The 16,961-nt window shown below is 38.0% G+C and carries 15 protein-coding genes; 7 read left to right on the top strand and 8 right to left on the bottom strand.

What is annotated here, in order from left to right; genetic code table 11:
• Positions 1-30 precede the first annotated feature (30 nt).
• From HX021_RS10580 to HX021_RS10595, 4 genes are all read left to right on the top strand, one after another.
• The gene (locus tag HX021_RS10580) at positions 31-984 is read left to right on the top strand and encodes a hypothetical protein (protein WP_286590243.1); all 954 of its coding nucleotides are present in this window, start codon (positions 31-33) and stop codon (positions 982-984) included.
• The gene (locus tag HX021_RS10585) at positions 984-1,409 is read left to right on the top strand and encodes a hypothetical protein (protein ID WP_286590245.1); all 426 of its coding nucleotides are present in this window, start codon (positions 984-986) and stop codon (positions 1,407-1,409) included. Before HX021_RS10580 ends, HX021_RS10585 begins: the two co-directional genes overlap by 1 nt.
• Before the next feature lie 63 nt (positions 1,410-1,472).
• Positions 1,473-2,660 (top strand): aspartate aminotransferase family protein, encoded by a 1,188-nt coding sequence (locus HX021_RS10590; RefSeq protein ID WP_286590246.1) that lies wholly within the window; start codon positions 1,473-1,475, stop codon positions 2,658-2,660.
• 31 nt (positions 2,661-2,691) lie between these two features.
• Positions 2,692-3,453 carry an SGNH/GDSL hydrolase family protein gene (locus HX021_RS10595; protein ID WP_286590248.1) on the top strand — a complete coding sequence of 254 codons (762 nt, stop codon included), beginning with the start codon at positions 2,692-2,694 and terminating at the stop codon, positions 3,451-3,453.
• A gap of 159 nt (positions 3,454-3,612) precedes the next feature.
• On the opposite strand, the gene HX021_RS10600 is transcribed toward HX021_RS10595, so the two are convergent.
• Both HX021_RS10600 and HX021_RS10605 read right to left on the bottom strand, forming a co-directional pair.
• Positions 3,613-4,821 (bottom strand): MFS transporter, encoded by a 1,209-nt coding sequence (locus HX021_RS10600; protein ID WP_286590249.1) that lies wholly within the window; start codon positions 4,819-4,821, stop codon positions 3,613-3,615.
• Between the two features lie 63 nt (positions 4,822-4,884).
• Positions 4,885-6,072, bottom strand: coding sequence for a class I SAM-dependent rRNA methyltransferase (locus HX021_RS10605; protein WP_286590251.1), 1,188 nt, complete (start codon positions 6,070-6,072; stop codon positions 4,885-4,887).
• Positions 6,073-6,162: 90 nt separating this feature from the next.
• Between HX021_RS10605 and HX021_RS10610 the strand changes: the two genes are divergently transcribed.
• The gene (locus HX021_RS10610) at positions 6,163-7,002 is read left to right on the top strand and encodes a hypothetical protein (protein ID WP_286590253.1); all 840 of its coding nucleotides are present in this window, start codon (positions 6,163-6,165) and stop codon (positions 7,000-7,002) included.
• 89 nt (positions 7,003-7,091) lie between these two features.
• On the opposite strand, the gene thrC is transcribed toward HX021_RS10610, so the two are convergent.
• The 3 genes from thrC to thrA form a co-directional block, all read right to left on the bottom strand.
• Positions 7,092-8,399, bottom strand: a complete 1,308-nt coding sequence (thrC, locus tag HX021_RS10615) for a threonine synthase (RefSeq protein ID WP_286590255.1) — start codon at positions 8,397-8,399, stop codon at positions 7,092-7,094.
• Between the two features lie 121 nt (positions 8,400-8,520).
• Positions 8,521-9,459, bottom strand: coding sequence for a homoserine kinase (locus HX021_RS10620; RefSeq protein WP_286590367.1), 939 nt, complete (start codon positions 9,457-9,459; stop codon positions 8,521-8,523).
• Between the two features lie 89 nt (positions 9,460-9,548).
• A complete protein-coding gene (gene thrA, locus HX021_RS10625) occupies positions 9,549-11,996 on the bottom strand; it encodes a bifunctional aspartate kinase/homoserine dehydrogenase I (protein WP_286590256.1) in 2,448 nt (815 codons plus the stop codon).
• Positions 11,997-12,528: 532 nt separating this feature from the next.
• Here thrA and HX021_RS10630 point away from each other — a divergent pair.
• Positions 12,529-13,110, top strand: coding sequence for a C40 family peptidase (locus HX021_RS10630; RefSeq protein WP_286590258.1), 582 nt, complete (start codon positions 12,529-12,531; stop codon positions 13,108-13,110).
• Positions 13,111-13,219: 109 nt separating this feature from the next.
• A complete protein-coding gene (locus HX021_RS10635; RefSeq protein WP_286590259.1) occupies positions 13,220-13,732 on the top strand; it encodes a phosphoribosyltransferase family protein in 513 nt (170 codons plus the stop codon).
• An 8-nt stretch (positions 13,733-13,740) separates the two neighbouring features.
• Here the strand turns inward: HX021_RS10635 and HX021_RS10640 are convergent, their stop codons facing one another.
• The 3 genes from HX021_RS10640 to HX021_RS10650 form a co-directional block, all read right to left on the bottom strand.
• Positions 13,741-15,189: a LysM peptidoglycan-binding domain-containing protein gene (locus HX021_RS10640; RefSeq protein ID WP_286590260.1), complete on the bottom strand. Its 1,449-nt coding sequence runs from the start codon at positions 15,187-15,189 to the stop codon at positions 13,741-13,743.
• Between the two features lie 181 nt (positions 15,190-15,370).
• A complete protein-coding gene (gene tatA, locus HX021_RS10645) occupies positions 15,371-15,568 on the bottom strand; it encodes a twin-arginine translocase TatA/TatE family subunit (RefSeq protein WP_286590261.1) in 198 nt (65 codons plus the stop codon).
• A gap of 93 nt (positions 15,569-15,661) precedes the next feature.
• Positions 15,662-16,951, bottom strand: a complete 1,290-nt coding sequence (locus HX021_RS10650) for a murein hydrolase activator EnvC family protein (protein ID WP_286590263.1) — start codon at positions 16,949-16,951, stop codon at positions 15,662-15,664.
• Positions 16,952-16,961 lie beyond the last annotated feature (10 nt).

A 16,961-nucleotide genomic window follows, 5' to 3' on the forward strand; every position in this document is an offset into this window, starting at 1 on the left:
TTTTAGCGAAATTAGGTTCTAACAAATACTATGAAGGAAAATGGCACATATCATGATGGGCTGGAATCTAATAATCTTCCAGAATCATTGCGTGAAAATCCTTTTGGCATGCCTAAAAATTATTTCAGTGATTTAGAATCAAAGATAATAATGCAAGTCAATTTGATTGAATGCAAGGAGAAACCTCATTTTGAGGTTCCTGATGGATACTTTGATTCACTTCCTGATTTTATTATAGGCAGAATAGCTGAAAATTCGCTGAGAACTCAAATAGCTACTGACGGTTTCGATGCTCCTGAAGATTATTCTACACGATTAACGGAAAGTATTTTTAACAGAATCTCAGAACAGAAATTAAAAGCAACACTTTCATCTGATGGTTTCTCATTACCTGCCACTGATTACGCAGAAACACTGGAAAACAAAATCTTTACACGTATCGCAGAACAGAAATTGAAAGAAACGGTTCCTATGGATGGTTTTTCTGTTCCTGTAGATTACCATAGCGAACTTACGGATAATATCCTTGCTCGTGTTACAGAAGAGAAATTGAAACTGACTGTTCCTTCCACGGATTTTAATGTTCCACCACAGTATTTTGATACCCTTTCAGAGAACATTATGGCTACCATACAAGCTTCTGAAAGCCATACACTTATCCATCAAATAGGTCGAAAGAGAACATGGTATTCCAGATATGCAGTGGCAGCCTCCTTCGTGGCAATGTTAAGTATTGGTGGATATTTGGGCTATCAATATCAAGATGATGTCAACTCGGACGAAAATATGGCTGAAAAACAATTGGCTCAACATTTATCCGAGATTCCTAAGCAGGAAATCATCAATTATCTTGCTGCTTCCGGTTCGGGGGATGACATAGTTTATATGGTTCAATATACAGATGAAGCAAATCTTCCAACCCAAGGGTTTGGAAGTAATATATCCAAACAAGAAATAGAAGATTATCTAAATTATACCTTATAATGATGTTTAACAAGAAAAGCATATGGATAACATTGTTCTTTAGTATATTTTCTATTGCCTTGGGCTTTGCACAAGACAGAAACCGATTTCAAGCTATTGAGAACGAAAAAATAGCTTACATTACTAAAGAACTAAATTTGACCCCAAAAGAGGCACAGCAGTTTTTTCCACTCTATAATGAATATAGCCAAACATTATGGAATTTAAGGAAAGCTAAATTAAATGGAGCTCCAAAAAATAGTTTCAGAGGAGGTTCTAGATCCCGAGATGTATTGCAATACGATGCAAAAGAAGTGGACGTTAAAAAAGAATATAGGGGCAAATTTGCAAGAGTCATTGGGAGTTCCCGTGCATCCCAGTTCTTTGAAGTAGAACAGGAATTTAGGGAACATCTGTACAAATCTTTACGAAATAGAGGTCGATAAAATTACCGAAATAAAAAAGAAGTCTTAGCGACTTCTTTTTTATTTTCGGACATTTGTAATATCATGCTAAGCAATAGACAATTATTTTTAATGAATACTGCTCAAACTTCTAGCTCTCCTAGATTGGTTGAAGTAGTCAAGGCTGAGGGTATTTACCTATATGGCCCAAATGGAGAAGAATATATGGATCTCGTCTCCGGTTTTAATGTCAGCAACATTGGACATCGTCACCCAACGGTAATTAGGGCAATCAAAGAACAATTGGACAATTACCTCCATGTCACAGTATATGGTGAATTTGTCCAGGCTCCCCAAGTTCTGTTTGCCACTGAGTTATTAGCTGAACTTCCTTCAACGTTCCAATCTGTATACCTGACCAATAGTGGAACAGAGGCTGTGGAAGGAGCAATGAAAATAGCAAAAAAATATACTGGAAGAAAACAGATTATTGCGGCAAAGAAAGCTTATCACGGAAGTACACAAGGTGCGCTTAGTCTTATTGGTAACGATGAATACCGTGAGGCCTATGCCCCACTTCTCCCCGACATAGATTTTATTACGTTCAATGACTCATCTGATCTCGATAAAATCACAGAAAAAACCGCAGCAGTTATTCTGGAAGCCATCCAAGGAGAGGCTGGTGTCCGAGTACCTGATGCATCTTATATGCGCGCTGTCAGACAACGTTGTGATGAAACTGGGACCTTATTAATTTTTGACGAAATTCAGACTGGTTTTGGTCGGACAGGCAAGTTATTTGCTTTTGAACATTTTGGTATTGTTCCGGATATTCTGATGCTCGCCAAAGGTATTGGCGGTGGTATGCCGTTAGGAGCTTTTATTGCAGCAAAAGAAGTGATGGATGTGATCAAAGATAATCCGATGCTGGGACATATCACGACATTTGGTGGACACCCAGTCAGCTGTGCTGCAGCACGTGCTTCACTCGCAGTCATCAAAGAAGAACATCTGGTCGAACAGGTTGCCAATAAAGCGATTTTATTTAGAAATAAGCTCGATCATTCTGCGATAAGAGAAATTAGGGGATTAGGGCTTATGATGTGTCTACAATTAGATTCTTTTGATCAGGTTTATAACGTTAGTAAATATTGTGCTGAACACGGTGTAATGATTGATTGGTACCTCCACTGCGAAACAGCATTGCGTATCGCTCCGCCATTGACCATCACTGAAGCTGAAATAGAAAAAGCTTGTAACATCATTACAAAAGGTTTGGAAAAGTATACTTAAGTATGTAGATTTAGGTACAAAAAACCTAATAATGAGCACAAACCGCAGATCATTTATCAAAAAAAGCATTATTGGCGCTGGTCTTTTGACTGGGGCCAATTTCATGGGAAACGATGTCTTTGCCCATGAAAACATGGCGAAATCTTCAAAGATCAATTTGAGTGATGAAGATATTATCTTATTTCAGGGAGACTCCATCACCGACGTAGGCCGTGATAGGAATAATAGAAACCCGAATGACACAGGAGCGTTGGGGCATGGCTATGCACTACTAGCCGCGAGTCAATTATTGAATAAGTATCCTGAAAAAAAATTAAAAATTCATAATACAGGGATCAGTGGCAATCGTGTTCCAGATCTTCAAAAACGGTGGGAAGAAGATACACTAGCCTTTAAACCAACGATATTAAGTATCCTGATTGGTGTAAACGACTTTTGGCGAACCATCGATCGAGGTGCTAAAACAACAGTTGAAGAATATAAAACGCAGTACCAACAATTGCTTCAGAACACTATGCAAAAACTTCCAGATGTTAAATTGATAATTGGAGAACCTTTTGCTGTAAAAGGTGTCGGACACATTACCGAAGCCTGGTACCCCAAATTTTTAGCCTATCAGGATGCGGCACGCGATGTTGCCAAAGAATTTAATGCGATACTCCTTCCTTACCAAAAAGTATTTGATAATGCACAAAAAAGTGCCCCTGGGGCATATTGGGCGGCAGATGGTGTTCATCCCACGCTTGCTGGCGCGCAGATGATGGCCTCAGCTTGGATGGAATGCATCAAATAAATTAGAAATAAAGAGGCGTCCTTAACAGGGCAGCCTCTTGTTACTGCAATTCATACCAAAAACTTAAAAGATAGTTTTTAGCACACTAGCACAGGTTTCTAAGCTTTCGGGATGACTTGTTGATAAAGATTGAAGCCACCGCCATAATATCGTAAAGAATTAACTACCCGAGATCTCCTTATACGCTGTTTTTTGAAGATCAGGAAGAAAGTATGCTACAATGCCAATTAATGGTAGATACGAACATAAATGATAAATGAACTCAATAGAAGTATGATCTGCCTGCCACCCTAGCACGGCGGATCCAATCCCTCCCATTCCGAATGCAAAACCATAGAACAAACCAGATACCATGCCTAACTTTCTCGGTAAGAGCTCCTGAGCATAGACAATAATTGCGGGGAAAGCTGATGATAATATCAGACCAATTACGACGATCAGTATTCCGGTCATTGTCAGACCGACATAGGGTAAAATCAATGCAAAAGGCGCTACCCCAAATACAGAAAACCAAATAACATATTTTCGGCCAAAACGGTCACCAAATGCCCCACCCAACAAGGTCCCTACCGCAACTGCAATCAGAAAATAAAACAGATATACCTGTGCCTCGACTTCATCTATACCAAATTTTTTCATTGTATAGAACTGAAAATAATTGGTGATGCTCGCAATATAGAAATATTTTGATACGATCAATAATAAAAGTATGATGACGGTCATCACAATTCGCATATTAGGTAAATCCGGAACACGTATGGCTCTTTTTGTCGATCTAGAAGTACTTTGTAAACGTTTTTTATACCAGGTACCAATGTAATAAGAAATAAATTGGCCTATGACTGTAAATAAACACATCCAAGCAATGGCCTGTTGTCCACGGGGTAAAATCAAGAATGCAACAATTATTGGTGCTAATGCTGTGCCCGCATTTCCACCAATCTGAAAAATAGATTGTGCCATACTCCTCCGTCCGCCGGATGCCATATAAGCTACCCGTGAGGATTCAGGATGAAAAATAGAAGAACCTATGCCGACCAAAAAAACAGAAAACAGGATCCATTCGTAAGTATGCGCCTGAGAAAACAACAGCATTCCCACGAGGGAAAAAGACATACCTATAATCTGTGAATACGGCACTGGATGTTTGTCTGTAAAGGAACCGACAACTGGCTGGAAGATAGAAGCCGCTATCTGATAAACCAAAGTAATCATCCCAACCTGAGAAAAACTCAGCTGATGTTCTTCTTTTAACAGAGGGTAGGTAGCGGGAATTACACCTTGAATCAAATCATTCAAGAGATGTACCATGCTTACGGCAAATAAAATGGAAAAAATAGGTCTCGTTGCTGTTTTTTTATCAATCATGGTCTTACTAAAAATTAAAAAGGTCGATTTTCTCAAAATCAACCTGAACTGTCTTTACTTACTTTATAATACCCGAACCAATAATCCTTTCAAATATTCGCCTTCAGGAAATGAAGCCCTGACAGGATGGTCTTCGGGTTGGTGAAATTGTTTAATAAACTGTATTTCTTTACCTGCATCCAATGCAGCCCATGCAAGTACCTGCTTGAATGTGTCCATGTCCATTGCTCCGGAACAAGAAAATGTTGCTAAAAGTCCGCCACTGTTCAAAAGCATCAATCCACGACGGTTTAAATCTTTATAAGCACGCGATGCACGTTCCAGAGCTGATCTGGAAGGAGCATATTTTGGTGGGTCCAAAATGATCAAATCAAATTTGTCACCATCCTCAATAAACTTACGCAACTGCTTGTTAACATCAGACAATATCGCCTTATGTTTACTTTGTTCAAACCCATTTTCGGTTACATTTTTTTCCAACGTTTCAATAGCCAGAGCAGAACTATCCACGGATACAACCTCAGCTGCACCAGCCTTTAAGCTGTTCAGCGTGAATCCGCCGGAATAACAAAAGCAGTCCAGCACGCGCTTACCTACAACATATTGTGCTGTCAACAGTCTATTCTCCCGTTGGTCACAATAAAATCCAGATTTTTGGCCATCGATGATATTCACTTTATAATGAATACCATTTTCGATGACATCTACAAATTCGGAAGGCATTTCACCAAACAATAGACCATTTGTATCCGGCAAGCCCTCATGTTCACGCGATTTTAAATCACTCCGCTCATAGATTCCCTTTGGCTTTAATAAAGCGTTTAATTCCGCTATAATAATATCCTTGACTTTTTCTACACCTACTGAATGAATCTGGATGGAAATAAAATCAGCGTATTTATCAACAATCAGTCCTGGAAGAAAGTCTGCTTCAGCAAATATCAGGCGTACAGTATTTGTAATACCATCTTTCAGCAAATGCTGTCTTGCACCCACCCCCTTCTGAATGCGGTCTCGCCACCAATCAGCATCAATCTGAGCTTTTGGATTCCATTCTAATAAACGGATGGCAACCCGGGAGCTATTGTGAAACAATCCATATGCGATAAACTCACGTTCGGCATTGTATACGCCAACAACTTCACCGTCTTCAATTTTGTCAGACAATGATTTAATTGCTCCAGAAAATACCCAAGGATGCAATTGCCAGGCAGCCTTATCCTTACCCTTATTTAAATAAACTGATTTCATTGCTGCAAAATTAACTTATTAATTCTAAAATTGAGATTCTTTATTGTAATAAAAATTTCACCGAAAGAAATATTCCAGTATATTTACAAAATGAATTTAAAACATCTTTTTTTAACTATTGCAATTATTACCACGCTATTTTTCTGTAAAAAATCAGATTCTGAACCCATAATTAAAAATGAGGAAGATCTTGAAATTGTCAATTCGACCACATTTGAGAAAATAGAGATGAAAGTCAGTGAAGAAATTAAAACTGAGCAATTTTTCGTAGTTGGTTATGGATATGATGCAAAAGAGAACCTACTGTTTGTCAATAAAGGTCTCCGCGGGAAAATCCTCGATACAAAAAAGATGGATCAATCTCGTGAAATTTATCGGCAATCCATGTCAAGCGGTGGTGGGGAAGTACTGGAAGATATTTCAAAAGATCTGTTAATACGCAGTTTGGGGTTGCGGCTTGGTTTTATTCCAGAAAAATTCGGTACGACTGAAACAGAAATAATCGCAAATATTCCCGAATCGGGCTTGAATATTCAGCTTTTACATTTTTACGCTGAAAATTTTTTCTATCGAACTTATGATTTTATAGCCAAAAATGCGTCATTTCAGCAGGAAGAATTTATCAATTTTGTAAAGACCAACAGCCCTATTGCTATCGTTAAAAAGTATGGCACGCATCTTATCCTTAGTTGTTCCAAAGGAGCATCTGTAAAGCTTATTAAGTATTTAAACAAGAAAATCGTACTTGAGGACAAAGTTTTAAAAGACTGGAAAGTTTCAGCATTTGTCCTAGGAGGAGACCTTCGGACATTCGAATTTCATCCAACCAAGAATACCATTGATGTCAGTGCATGGTTAAAAACATTGACAGAAGAAAACGCCGATTTTATTGGCTTTGGAACAGAAGCACAGTCCCGCTTTATGAACTGATTTCTGATAAAAACAAAAAACTTGAATTAAAGAACTATATAGAAAGTTATCTTGGTATAAAAAAGGGCTCCTAATGGAGCCCTCAACGTTTAGTTATGGTTGATTAAATATTTTTTGAACGCCTCAAAGTCAACTTCCAAAGGTTCGGCTAATTTTTCCTTTCCTTGCAATGTAGCTGCACCATCTGGCAATGCGATTTTTGAAAACACATCCACATCAATTGCATCTGGGAACTTACAAGGGTGCGCTGTGGATAAAAACACTGAAGCATAATTGCCTGGATGTTCGTTTGCATACGCCCGTGCGCCCAACCAGGCAATGGCAGTATGTGGACAGGCAATGTAGTTCGCTTCACTAATGAGCATTTTCATCCCCGTTTCGGTTTCTTCATCTGTAAAAGTATAAGACGAAAGCATTGCTTTTAATTCGGTTGGATTGCCAGAGAAAAGATCTTGGATACGAACCCAATTACTGGGATTTCCAACATCCATGGCATTGCTCAATGTTTGCACAGAAGGTCTAGGCTCATATTGACCTGAAGCCAGAAATCTGGGTACAGTATCATTGACATTTGTTGCAGCAACAAAATGCTTCACCGGAAGTCCCATTCTATAGGCTAATAGACCCGCGCCAATATTTCCAAAATTACCACTGGGCACAGTAAATACAACATCGTTAATCCCTTGAGATTTTAGTTGTGCATAAGCATAAAAATAATAAAAGGTCTGTGGAATCAGGCGAGCAATATTGATGGAATTAGCCGAAGTGAGTCTTAAAGTCTGATTTAAATCAGCATCATTAAAAGCCTGTTTTACGAGTGCCTGACAATCATCAAATGTTCCATCGACCTCCAGAGCGCGTATGTTTTGACCGTTTGTAGTCAACTGCAATTCTTGAACCTCAGAAACCTTACCTTTCGGGTACAATATGGTCACTCGTGTTCCTTCTACCCCCAAGAAGCCCAAAGCTACTGCGCCACCAGTATCACCGGATGTAGCGACCAGTACGTCCAGTAATTTATCATCAGATTGGGAAAAATAGCCCATTACCCGGCTCATAAACCGGGCCCCAAAATCCTTGAATGCGTAAGAAGGTCCGTGAAATAGTTCCAGTACCGCCGTACTGTCTGTCAGGAATTTTACTGGTGCTTCAAAATTAATAGCTTCATCGACAATCTTCTTTAAATCTGGTTTGGGAATATCATTACCCAAAAGAGTTGAAGCTACTTCCGATGCAATTTCCTGCAAGGAATACTGTTGTATATTTTTGATAAACAAAGGATCCAATTGTGGAATTTGTTCAGGCATATACAGCCCTTTATCTGCCGGTAGCGAATTAAACACGGCGTCTTTGAAAGAAACAGCTAATGCTTTATTATTTGTACTATAAAATTTCATCTTTTAATACTTATTTTAATGACATCAATTCTGAAAGAGCTAAAAACGCACAAGGTGTTTTTTACAAACAGTCAGAAGTGTTGCACCATGCATCATTCTCACGCACAGTACTGTAAAAATCCTAATTTAACACCCTTGGTCCTTCAATGTTTACTTTTGAAACATATCCAAAGCTCTCGATTTCATTTTCTTTAAGATGGGCTTGAATGCTGTCTGCGATATCTTTTGCAATCTGTTCGTCCCTCGTGATCGCAACGACCGAAGGTCCGGAGCCTGAAATACCGAAACTCAATGCACCTTGCTCTAGTGCGATTTCCTTCATTTCATAAAACTGAGGAATCAAAATTGCCCTTGTTGGTTCAATAAGAATATCCTTCATACTTCTGGCAATCAGATCATAGTCTTCTTTAAACAGAGCGGCAACTAAGCCGGCTATATTTCCCCATTGGGTTACAGCGTCCTTGAGCAAAACTTTATCTTTGATCAACTGCCTTGCGTCACGTGTGGGGACATCGACTTGAGGAAAAACTACTGCTGCTACCAATTCTTTTGGTGAAGGAATTGAAATTACATCCAATGGATCATTTCCCCGAATCAATGTAATACCACCATATAGCGCAGGAGCAACATTATCGGCATGTCCGGTCCCACATGCCAAACGTTCTCCTTCAACACAAAAAGGTAAAAGCTCTTCCTTCGTCAATGGACTGCCTAACATGACATTGATGGCAAAAAGTCCGGCCACGGTACTTGCAGCACTGGACCCCAAGCCCGAACCGATAGGCATATGCTTATGCAATTCGATCTCAACCCCAACTTTTGAAGCTATATTTAATGCTTGCAATAAGTATTGAACACAGGCAGACACGGTGTTCTTGCCTGGATCTAAAGGTAATCTTCCTTCATCTCCTGTAATTTTCTTTATCGTTACACCCGGCTGTTGCTTTCGCCTCATAATTACCTCATCACCAGGACGATCAACTGCGAACCCTAAAATATCAAAACCGCAAATCATATTGGCGACAGTCGCCGGAGCGAATACACGAACTTCTGCCTGCATATCGTCCAGATTGATTACCTTATTTCTTAAATACTCTATATTTAAATTATTGGCCATTGTTCAAATCATTAATTTCCTCAAAATAGTTTCTAGGCTCCAACATTTACCAAATCCGCAAATACTCCAGCTGCAGTTACTTCAGCCCCTGCCCCTGGTCCTTTTACAACCAAAGGACGGTCTTTATAACGTTCTGTAGTAAAGGAAATAATATTATCACTGCCTGACAAAGCATAAAAAGGATGATTTTCATCCACAAATTGGATCGCGATAGAAACTTTTCCATTTTCCAATTTTCCAATATAACGGATTACTTTTTTCTCATTGGTAGCTTTAATTTTCATCGCTTCGAAATAGGCATTTTGTTTTTGTAGCTCCTCATAAAAAGAATCGACTGTATTAGCTTTGAGACAAGCTTCCGGAAGTATGGCTCCCAAATCGACCTCCTCTGCTTCTACTGTATATCCGGCATCCCGTGCTAGAATCAACATTTTGCGCATAAAATCAATTCCCCCCAGATCATCTCTTGGATCTGGCTCAGTATACCCTAGCTCCTGAGCTTCTTTTACAACATCAAAGAAAGACGCATCACCTCTGAAATTATTGAATATGTAAGAGATTGTCCCTGAAAGAATAGCCTCTATTTTCAATATTCTATCTCCGCTCAGCATCAGATCCTTCAGTACTCTCACAATAGGTAGTCCCGCTCCAACATTTGTCTCATAAAAGAAATCCACACCATGTTTATGTGCAGTATCTCGCAGCACTTTATACTGCGCGTATTTTCCTGAGTTTGCAATTTTATTACAGGTAACGATAGAAATATTAGATCTAAAAATATCTTCGTAATAGGTAGCAGGCAGCTTACTTGCCGTATTATCTATAAAAACACAATTCGGTAGATTTAATGCTTTCATTTTCTCAACAAATAGGGCCAGATCGGCTTCAATGCCATTATTTTCAAGTTCAACAGGCCAATTAGCTAAGTTTACGCCTTCTGTATTAAATAACATCTTACGGCTATTTGAAATACCGACAACTTTAATTTCAATATCATTCTTATCCAACAGAAAATTATGCTGATTCTCTAACTGTTTAAACAGTGTTGCACCAATATTACCTGTACCGATGTTAAATACGTGTAATGTCTTTTTCAGTTCAGCAAAGAACGCATCATGCACCGCATTAAGTGCTTTGGCCAGATCTTCTTTACCAATAATTACCGAGATATTATATTCCGATGATCCTTGCGCTATCGCCCGTACATTAATACCATTACGTCCTAATGCGGCAAATAATCGCCCTGACATACCTGGTGTCTTCTTCATATTTTCCCCTACAATAGCCAAAACAGATAAGTCTTCTTCAACAGCAGGGATAACTAGTTTATTGGCTTGAATTTCCAATTCAAACTCCAATTCTATTAATTGGATAGCACGCTTAGCATCGGCAGGATTTACCGCAAAGGTTATACTATGTTCGGAAGAAGATTGAGTAATCAATACGACATTAATCTGTTCTCTTGCTAACAATGTGAATAATCTTCCACTGAAACCAGATTTACCAATCATACCCGAACCGCTTAGATTGATAACAGATATATCTGATATGGATGAAATCCCTTTAATAGGTAATGTCGTTTTTCCACTATCAAACTGAATCAATGTACCAGAAAAATCAGGTTCAAAAGTATTACGGATAACAATAGGTATTTTTTTCAAAAATGCTGGAATCATCGTAGGAGGATAGATCACTTTTGCTCCAAAATAAGAAAGTTCCATCGCCTCTGTATAAGAAAGTACTGGCAAGGAAAAAGCCTTCTTTACGATTCGAGGGTCAGCAGTCAACATCCCATTAACATCTGTCCATATTTCTATAGTCTCAGCATCAAGGATGGACCCAAAAATAGCTGCCGTATAATCCGAACCACCTCTTCCTAATGTAGTAATACGGCCATTTTCATTACTGCCGATGAAACCTGTCACAAACAGAAGCTTGTCACTATGGGTAATATACAATGATTTTACAAGTTGGGTTGTCAAAGGTTCATTCAAATGGGCATTTCCGAAATTAGAATCAGTCTTTACATAATGGGAAGCATCAACAAACAGTGTCTCTGGAATATATTGTTCCATTACTTTTGAAACCATATAGTTAGAACAGCGTTCGCCGTAACTGACAACTAAATCTTTACTTTGATTACTTAATTCTCTCAATGCAAAAATTCCTTGAAGGAGATCTTCAATCTCATTGAAAAATAGTTTAAGCTTTGTGAAAACAGGATTTTGGAATTTAACTGCCAATAATTCTTTTACTACATTAAAATGTTTGTCTTCTAATAATTTAAGCCCCTCCGAAAATGGTTTACCAGCAGCGGCATCTTCTGCCAATTGCGTGAGTAGGTTTGTTACCCCAGACATCGCAGATAACACGACCAAAGGTTTTTCCTTTGCATCATAGGATTTCTTCACAATACTTAAGACTGCCTTAAGGCTCGCTACGGTTCCAACTGAAGTTCCTCCAAATTTTAAAACTTTCATACTGATTTATACTGTTTGTTTAGTTTGATTGTTGCAATAAAAAAGAAGCGCTTTCCCGTTTGAGGAAAGCGCTTCGAAATATTGTGTCTACAATTATATACAATAAAACTACTTCCTCCTAAGTTTTATCCCGGTGGTAATAATAATCGTTGAAATAATCGTAATTGTATTCATGCCTTTTGCTTATGTTTTGTAAATATAGAACAAATATTATCACATTACCAAAGAAAATTAATATTTTTTTTCAGATTAACAAAAACAATCGAAATCCAATAGTATTCTAACATCATGCTTATATTTCTTATTGTAGTCAAAGATCTACTTATTGTAGCGGAACATTGACAAGCAAATTAAATTTCAATAAATCCGCATAGGCGTTAAAAAAGATGTTAAAATTGTTAAAATTTTGTTAAATATCCTGAATAAAATTTGACGCTAAACTGATATTGTATTATATTCGCAACAGTCCTGTCCAAAATAGATGACAGTCCTAAGTTTTTAAAAGTTAAATGTTGTATAAAAAAGCGATTTAATGAAAACAAAGAAATTTATAGCGTCCATGCTATTTATCGGCTTATGTCTAGTGTCGCAGGCACAAACCAACAGAAACTCCAAACCAGAATCAGATCCTGATAACCTAGCCAAAGAATATTTTTCACAAATCATGGGTGTTGCTGTCTCGGCTACCACTAATACGAAGCTTTATCAATTTGTCTACGAATGGTTAGGTACTCCGTATCGTTTGGGGGGAGATTCTAAAAGAGGCATTGATTGTTCTAAATTTTCATACGAATTGTATGACAAAGTCTTTAATACAACACTTGGTATTAACAGCCGTAACCAATATTCACAAGTAAAAACTGTTGAAAAAAACGAATTGAAAGCCGGTGATTTGGTATTCTTCAAAATTAGAAGTAGAAATATTACCCATGTAGGTGTATATATTGGAGACAATAAATTTGCTCATGCTTCGTCAAGCAAGGGAGTTATGATTAGTAACCTAAATGAACCGTATTGGCGACGTTATTATTACAATGGTGGCAGGTTACCAGAAGACAATAAATCGCTTACTGCAGAAATATTAAAAGCAGAAAAAGATAACAAGCTGAACTAATAATCGTTCCTTAACATAAAAAAAGAGTCCAAAGCGTTTAAAAACTTTGGACTCTTTTTTTATACAATTTAATATCCTATTTTTACCCCATAATCATTGGAATACTATTATGCCCTCAAAGAAAACACTCATCTTAAATAAAGAACAGATAAAACAAAAATCCATTCGCATTGCCTATCAAATTTTAGAAGACAATTTTGAAGATGAAACCCTTGTTTTAGTTGGAATTGCGGATCGTGGGTATGTATTTGCTCAGCGCTTACAAGCTATCTTGAAAGAGATTTCAGACAAAGAGATCCTTTTGATTAAAGTTACCATGAAAAAAACAAGCAGGTCGTTAAGTGCCCAAACGGACTTGTCTGTGGACATTGCTAAAAATAAAACAATTATCTTAGTGGATGATGTATTAAACAGTGGCCGCGCCTTGGCGTACGGATTGGGCGTATTTCTCAACATTCCATTAAAGAAAATGCGAACCGCAGTATTAATTGACAGAAGTCATCATAAATTCCCCATATTTAGTGACTATTACGGCACTAAACTTTCCACTATCCTAAAAGAACATGTTACGGTTACTTTAGAAGAATTTGATAACGAAGAAGATGCAGCATGGTTAGTTTAACCATGTTGTTATTTCTTTATAACCTTAAGCCTCATTCCGGGCTTAATCCGACTACCTTTTAGATTATTTGCACTTTTAAGACGACTAACAGACATGCCATTTCTGTCTGCAATTTGAGATAAGGTATCTCCTCTCTTAACCGTATAATAAGCGGTACGCGAGGCCTGCGACTGTGCTCTTCGAGCAGATCGTTCGGTATTATGCGCTAATTTCGCATCCACGAAATCAGTTTCTTTCTTAATAAACAAACTTTGCCCTGGTACGATTTGATTTCCACGTAAATTATTCCATGATCTTAAATCCTGCACAGTAACTTCAAATTTTTCAGCAATGGATGCATAGGTTTCTCCAACTCTAACCTTATATTTGCCATCGATTAAAAGAGCAGCAGGGTTTTCATTCACAGGGGTTGGAGCTGGAGTATTAAGTGCCGCATATAGTTCTTCTACAGGTATTTTTCTATCTACAATTGGTAAGACCAATCGTAATGGCGACTCCTCTGTACCATTTAAAATATTCTTTTTAAAACTAGGATTCAGCACGCGTAGGCTTTCTTTTGAAACCTGCAATGCATCTGCAACCTGGCTCAATGAAATTCGTTTATTAATTTCCAACGCTTGGGTTTTCAGCGATAGTTCCGTGTCTGCCGCATTAATATCATTTTCATCAGCATATGTCATAGCATATGTCATGGCAATGAATTTAGGTATATAGTTTTGCGTCTGCTTAGTTAAATAAGGTGCAATATCCCAAAAAGTCGGTTTTTCTTTTCCAGATCGTTTAATTGCCCGTCCAACAGCTCCCCTACCTCCATTATAGGAAGCAATGGCCAAAAGCCAATCTCCATATAGTCCATAAGCCTCCTTCAATATTTTTGCTATTGTATAGCTTGAGGCTATCGGATCCATCCGCTGATCGGTATAACTGTCTACCACCAAATTATATTCTTTCGCTTCATAGTACATAAGCTGCCATAATCCTGTCGCACCAGCACTTGAAATATCACGTGGATTTAAGGACGATTCCACAACACTTAAATATTTCAGTTCTCTAGGTACGCCGACTTCATCCATAATTCGATCAAAGATTGGGAAGTAGTACTGTCCAAGTCCCATCATACGGCACATATAAGGATTGTAATTTTCGGAAGTATATTTGCTGATTAAGGTTTTTACACCCGAAGAATAATCCAATGGGATTTCTCGTTCAATCGTTTTTAGTTTGCGAACTAACTGTATCTCTTCTTCTGTGATGACAACATCATCTTTTCTACTATTCCCAGAAGACTTTATACTGTCAAGATACTGATAAATCTCCTGTTTTTCTTTTTCAATATTTCCTTGAATGAATTGGTGAGTGGCCTCTCTCATGCCTTCTACAGCGCTTTCTTGAGCCGTGAGCGGCAGCACATAACATACCCCTCCTAGTAATGAAATTAACGTCTGTTTTCCGATCATAAATCTACTGTTAAATCCAGGTCCGATTTTCTTGTAAAAAATCAACAATAACTTAAACGCTTAGAAATGGATTTTAGTATGAATATTCCTATCTTCAATAATAGGGATATGCTTATTAAAACAAAATACGATTTTGTTCATCACAAAATCGTATCTATGTTATATTGGAATAGAATAACTCTTATTTATTGTCTTCTACTTCAGGTTTTTTTTCGGTTGAAGACTCATCTTTTTGACCTTCTTTAAATTCTTTTACCCCTTTGCCCAATCCGCGCATCAATTCAGGAATCTTCTTGCCACCAAATAATAGTAACAATATTACGACAATGATAATTAACTCTTGCCCCCCGATTCCCATGATTAATAATGATGTTGACATAACTATAATTTCTTGTTTTTCAATTCTTTTAAACTAAATCTTTTCTCTCTCTTTACAAATGTAATGATAATTATTAAATATAATAATTATTTCTTACCTAGCCAACCAGGACATCGGGTTCAGGGCAGTTGCTCCTTGGTAAACTGAAAAGTCTACCATCGGCACCCCTGTATCCGAATCGACATCTGCCGTTCCGATTGTTTGTCCAGTACTTACTTTTTGCCCTTTGGAGACACTCACACTACCTAAATTATTATAGACAGTAAAATATTCTCCGTGCTTGATCATGACGATCCGTTGACCATACATCGTTAAAACACTACTCACTTCTCCAGAGAAAACAGCTTTTACTGCAGCTCCACTTGAAGTTTGTATTTTTACTGATTCGTGGTCCCAATTCACATTTCTTCCCACACTTTCTCCGCCAAATCCTTGCATAACTTTTGCATTGGAAACAGGCCAAGGGAGACGTCCACGATTGGACCTAAAGTTATTTGAAAGTCTGATCGCTTCCGGGGTATTACGAAGTACTTCTGAGTCTGATTTTCGCGCAGTATTTGTTTTCGTATTTTTCCCTGATGGTTCAGTTGTCTTCCGATTCCGTGCGGCCGCTGCTTCGGCTGCCCTTCTAGCAGCTTCTGCCCTTCTTCGCTCAGCTTCAATTTCTCTTCTAATAATTTCTTTAATGGCAGCGTTGATCCGACGCTCCTCTTTCTGCTTCTGTGTAATATCCTTTTTCACACCACGTTCAGTGACAATCAACTCATTTAATTGTCCAGAATAAACAGACCGTTGTTGCGCTATTGTTTTCTTTTCGTTTTCTTGCTCTTTCATCAAGGCAACCTGCTTATTGCGATCAGCCTTCAATTGTGCGATCTTTTGCTCAATTTGTTTCTTTGTCTTCTCAATATCGGCCGCCTTTAATTTTCTTGAATCATTAAATTGCTGTAGGTATTTCACACGTCTAAAACCTTGATTAAAATCTTTTGATGCAAAAATAAACATCAACTTGTTATATGCATTTCGGTTCCTAAATGCAAACATGACCATTTTTTCATAGTCACGTTTCATCTTTTCCAACTCTGCTTTTAGCTTATTTACCGAGGCCGTATTTTTATTAATGTGCTTATTGATTACCGCCACTTCAGAGGTAATTGTGCTGATCTTTTGTTCACGTAGATTTATCTGTTTACTTAAAGCTGTTACTTGTTGCTGTGTCAATGATTTTTCTTTGGCTATCTCCTTGACCGTTTTTTGCAATTCAGCGATTTCACGATTAAGTTTCTCCCGTTGCTTCTCAAGCTCTGCGCGAGTTTGAGCCATTGAAACTCCAATCATCAAAATGAATGCTGCTATACCGAGTATCGTCTTTCTAAAGTTCATTTACAGTACT

Source organism: Sphingobacterium sp. N143, from assembly GCF_030325625.1.
In the GTDB taxonomy this organism is placed as follows: Bacteria; Bacteroidota; Bacteroidia; order Sphingobacteriales; family Sphingobacteriaceae; genus Sphingobacterium.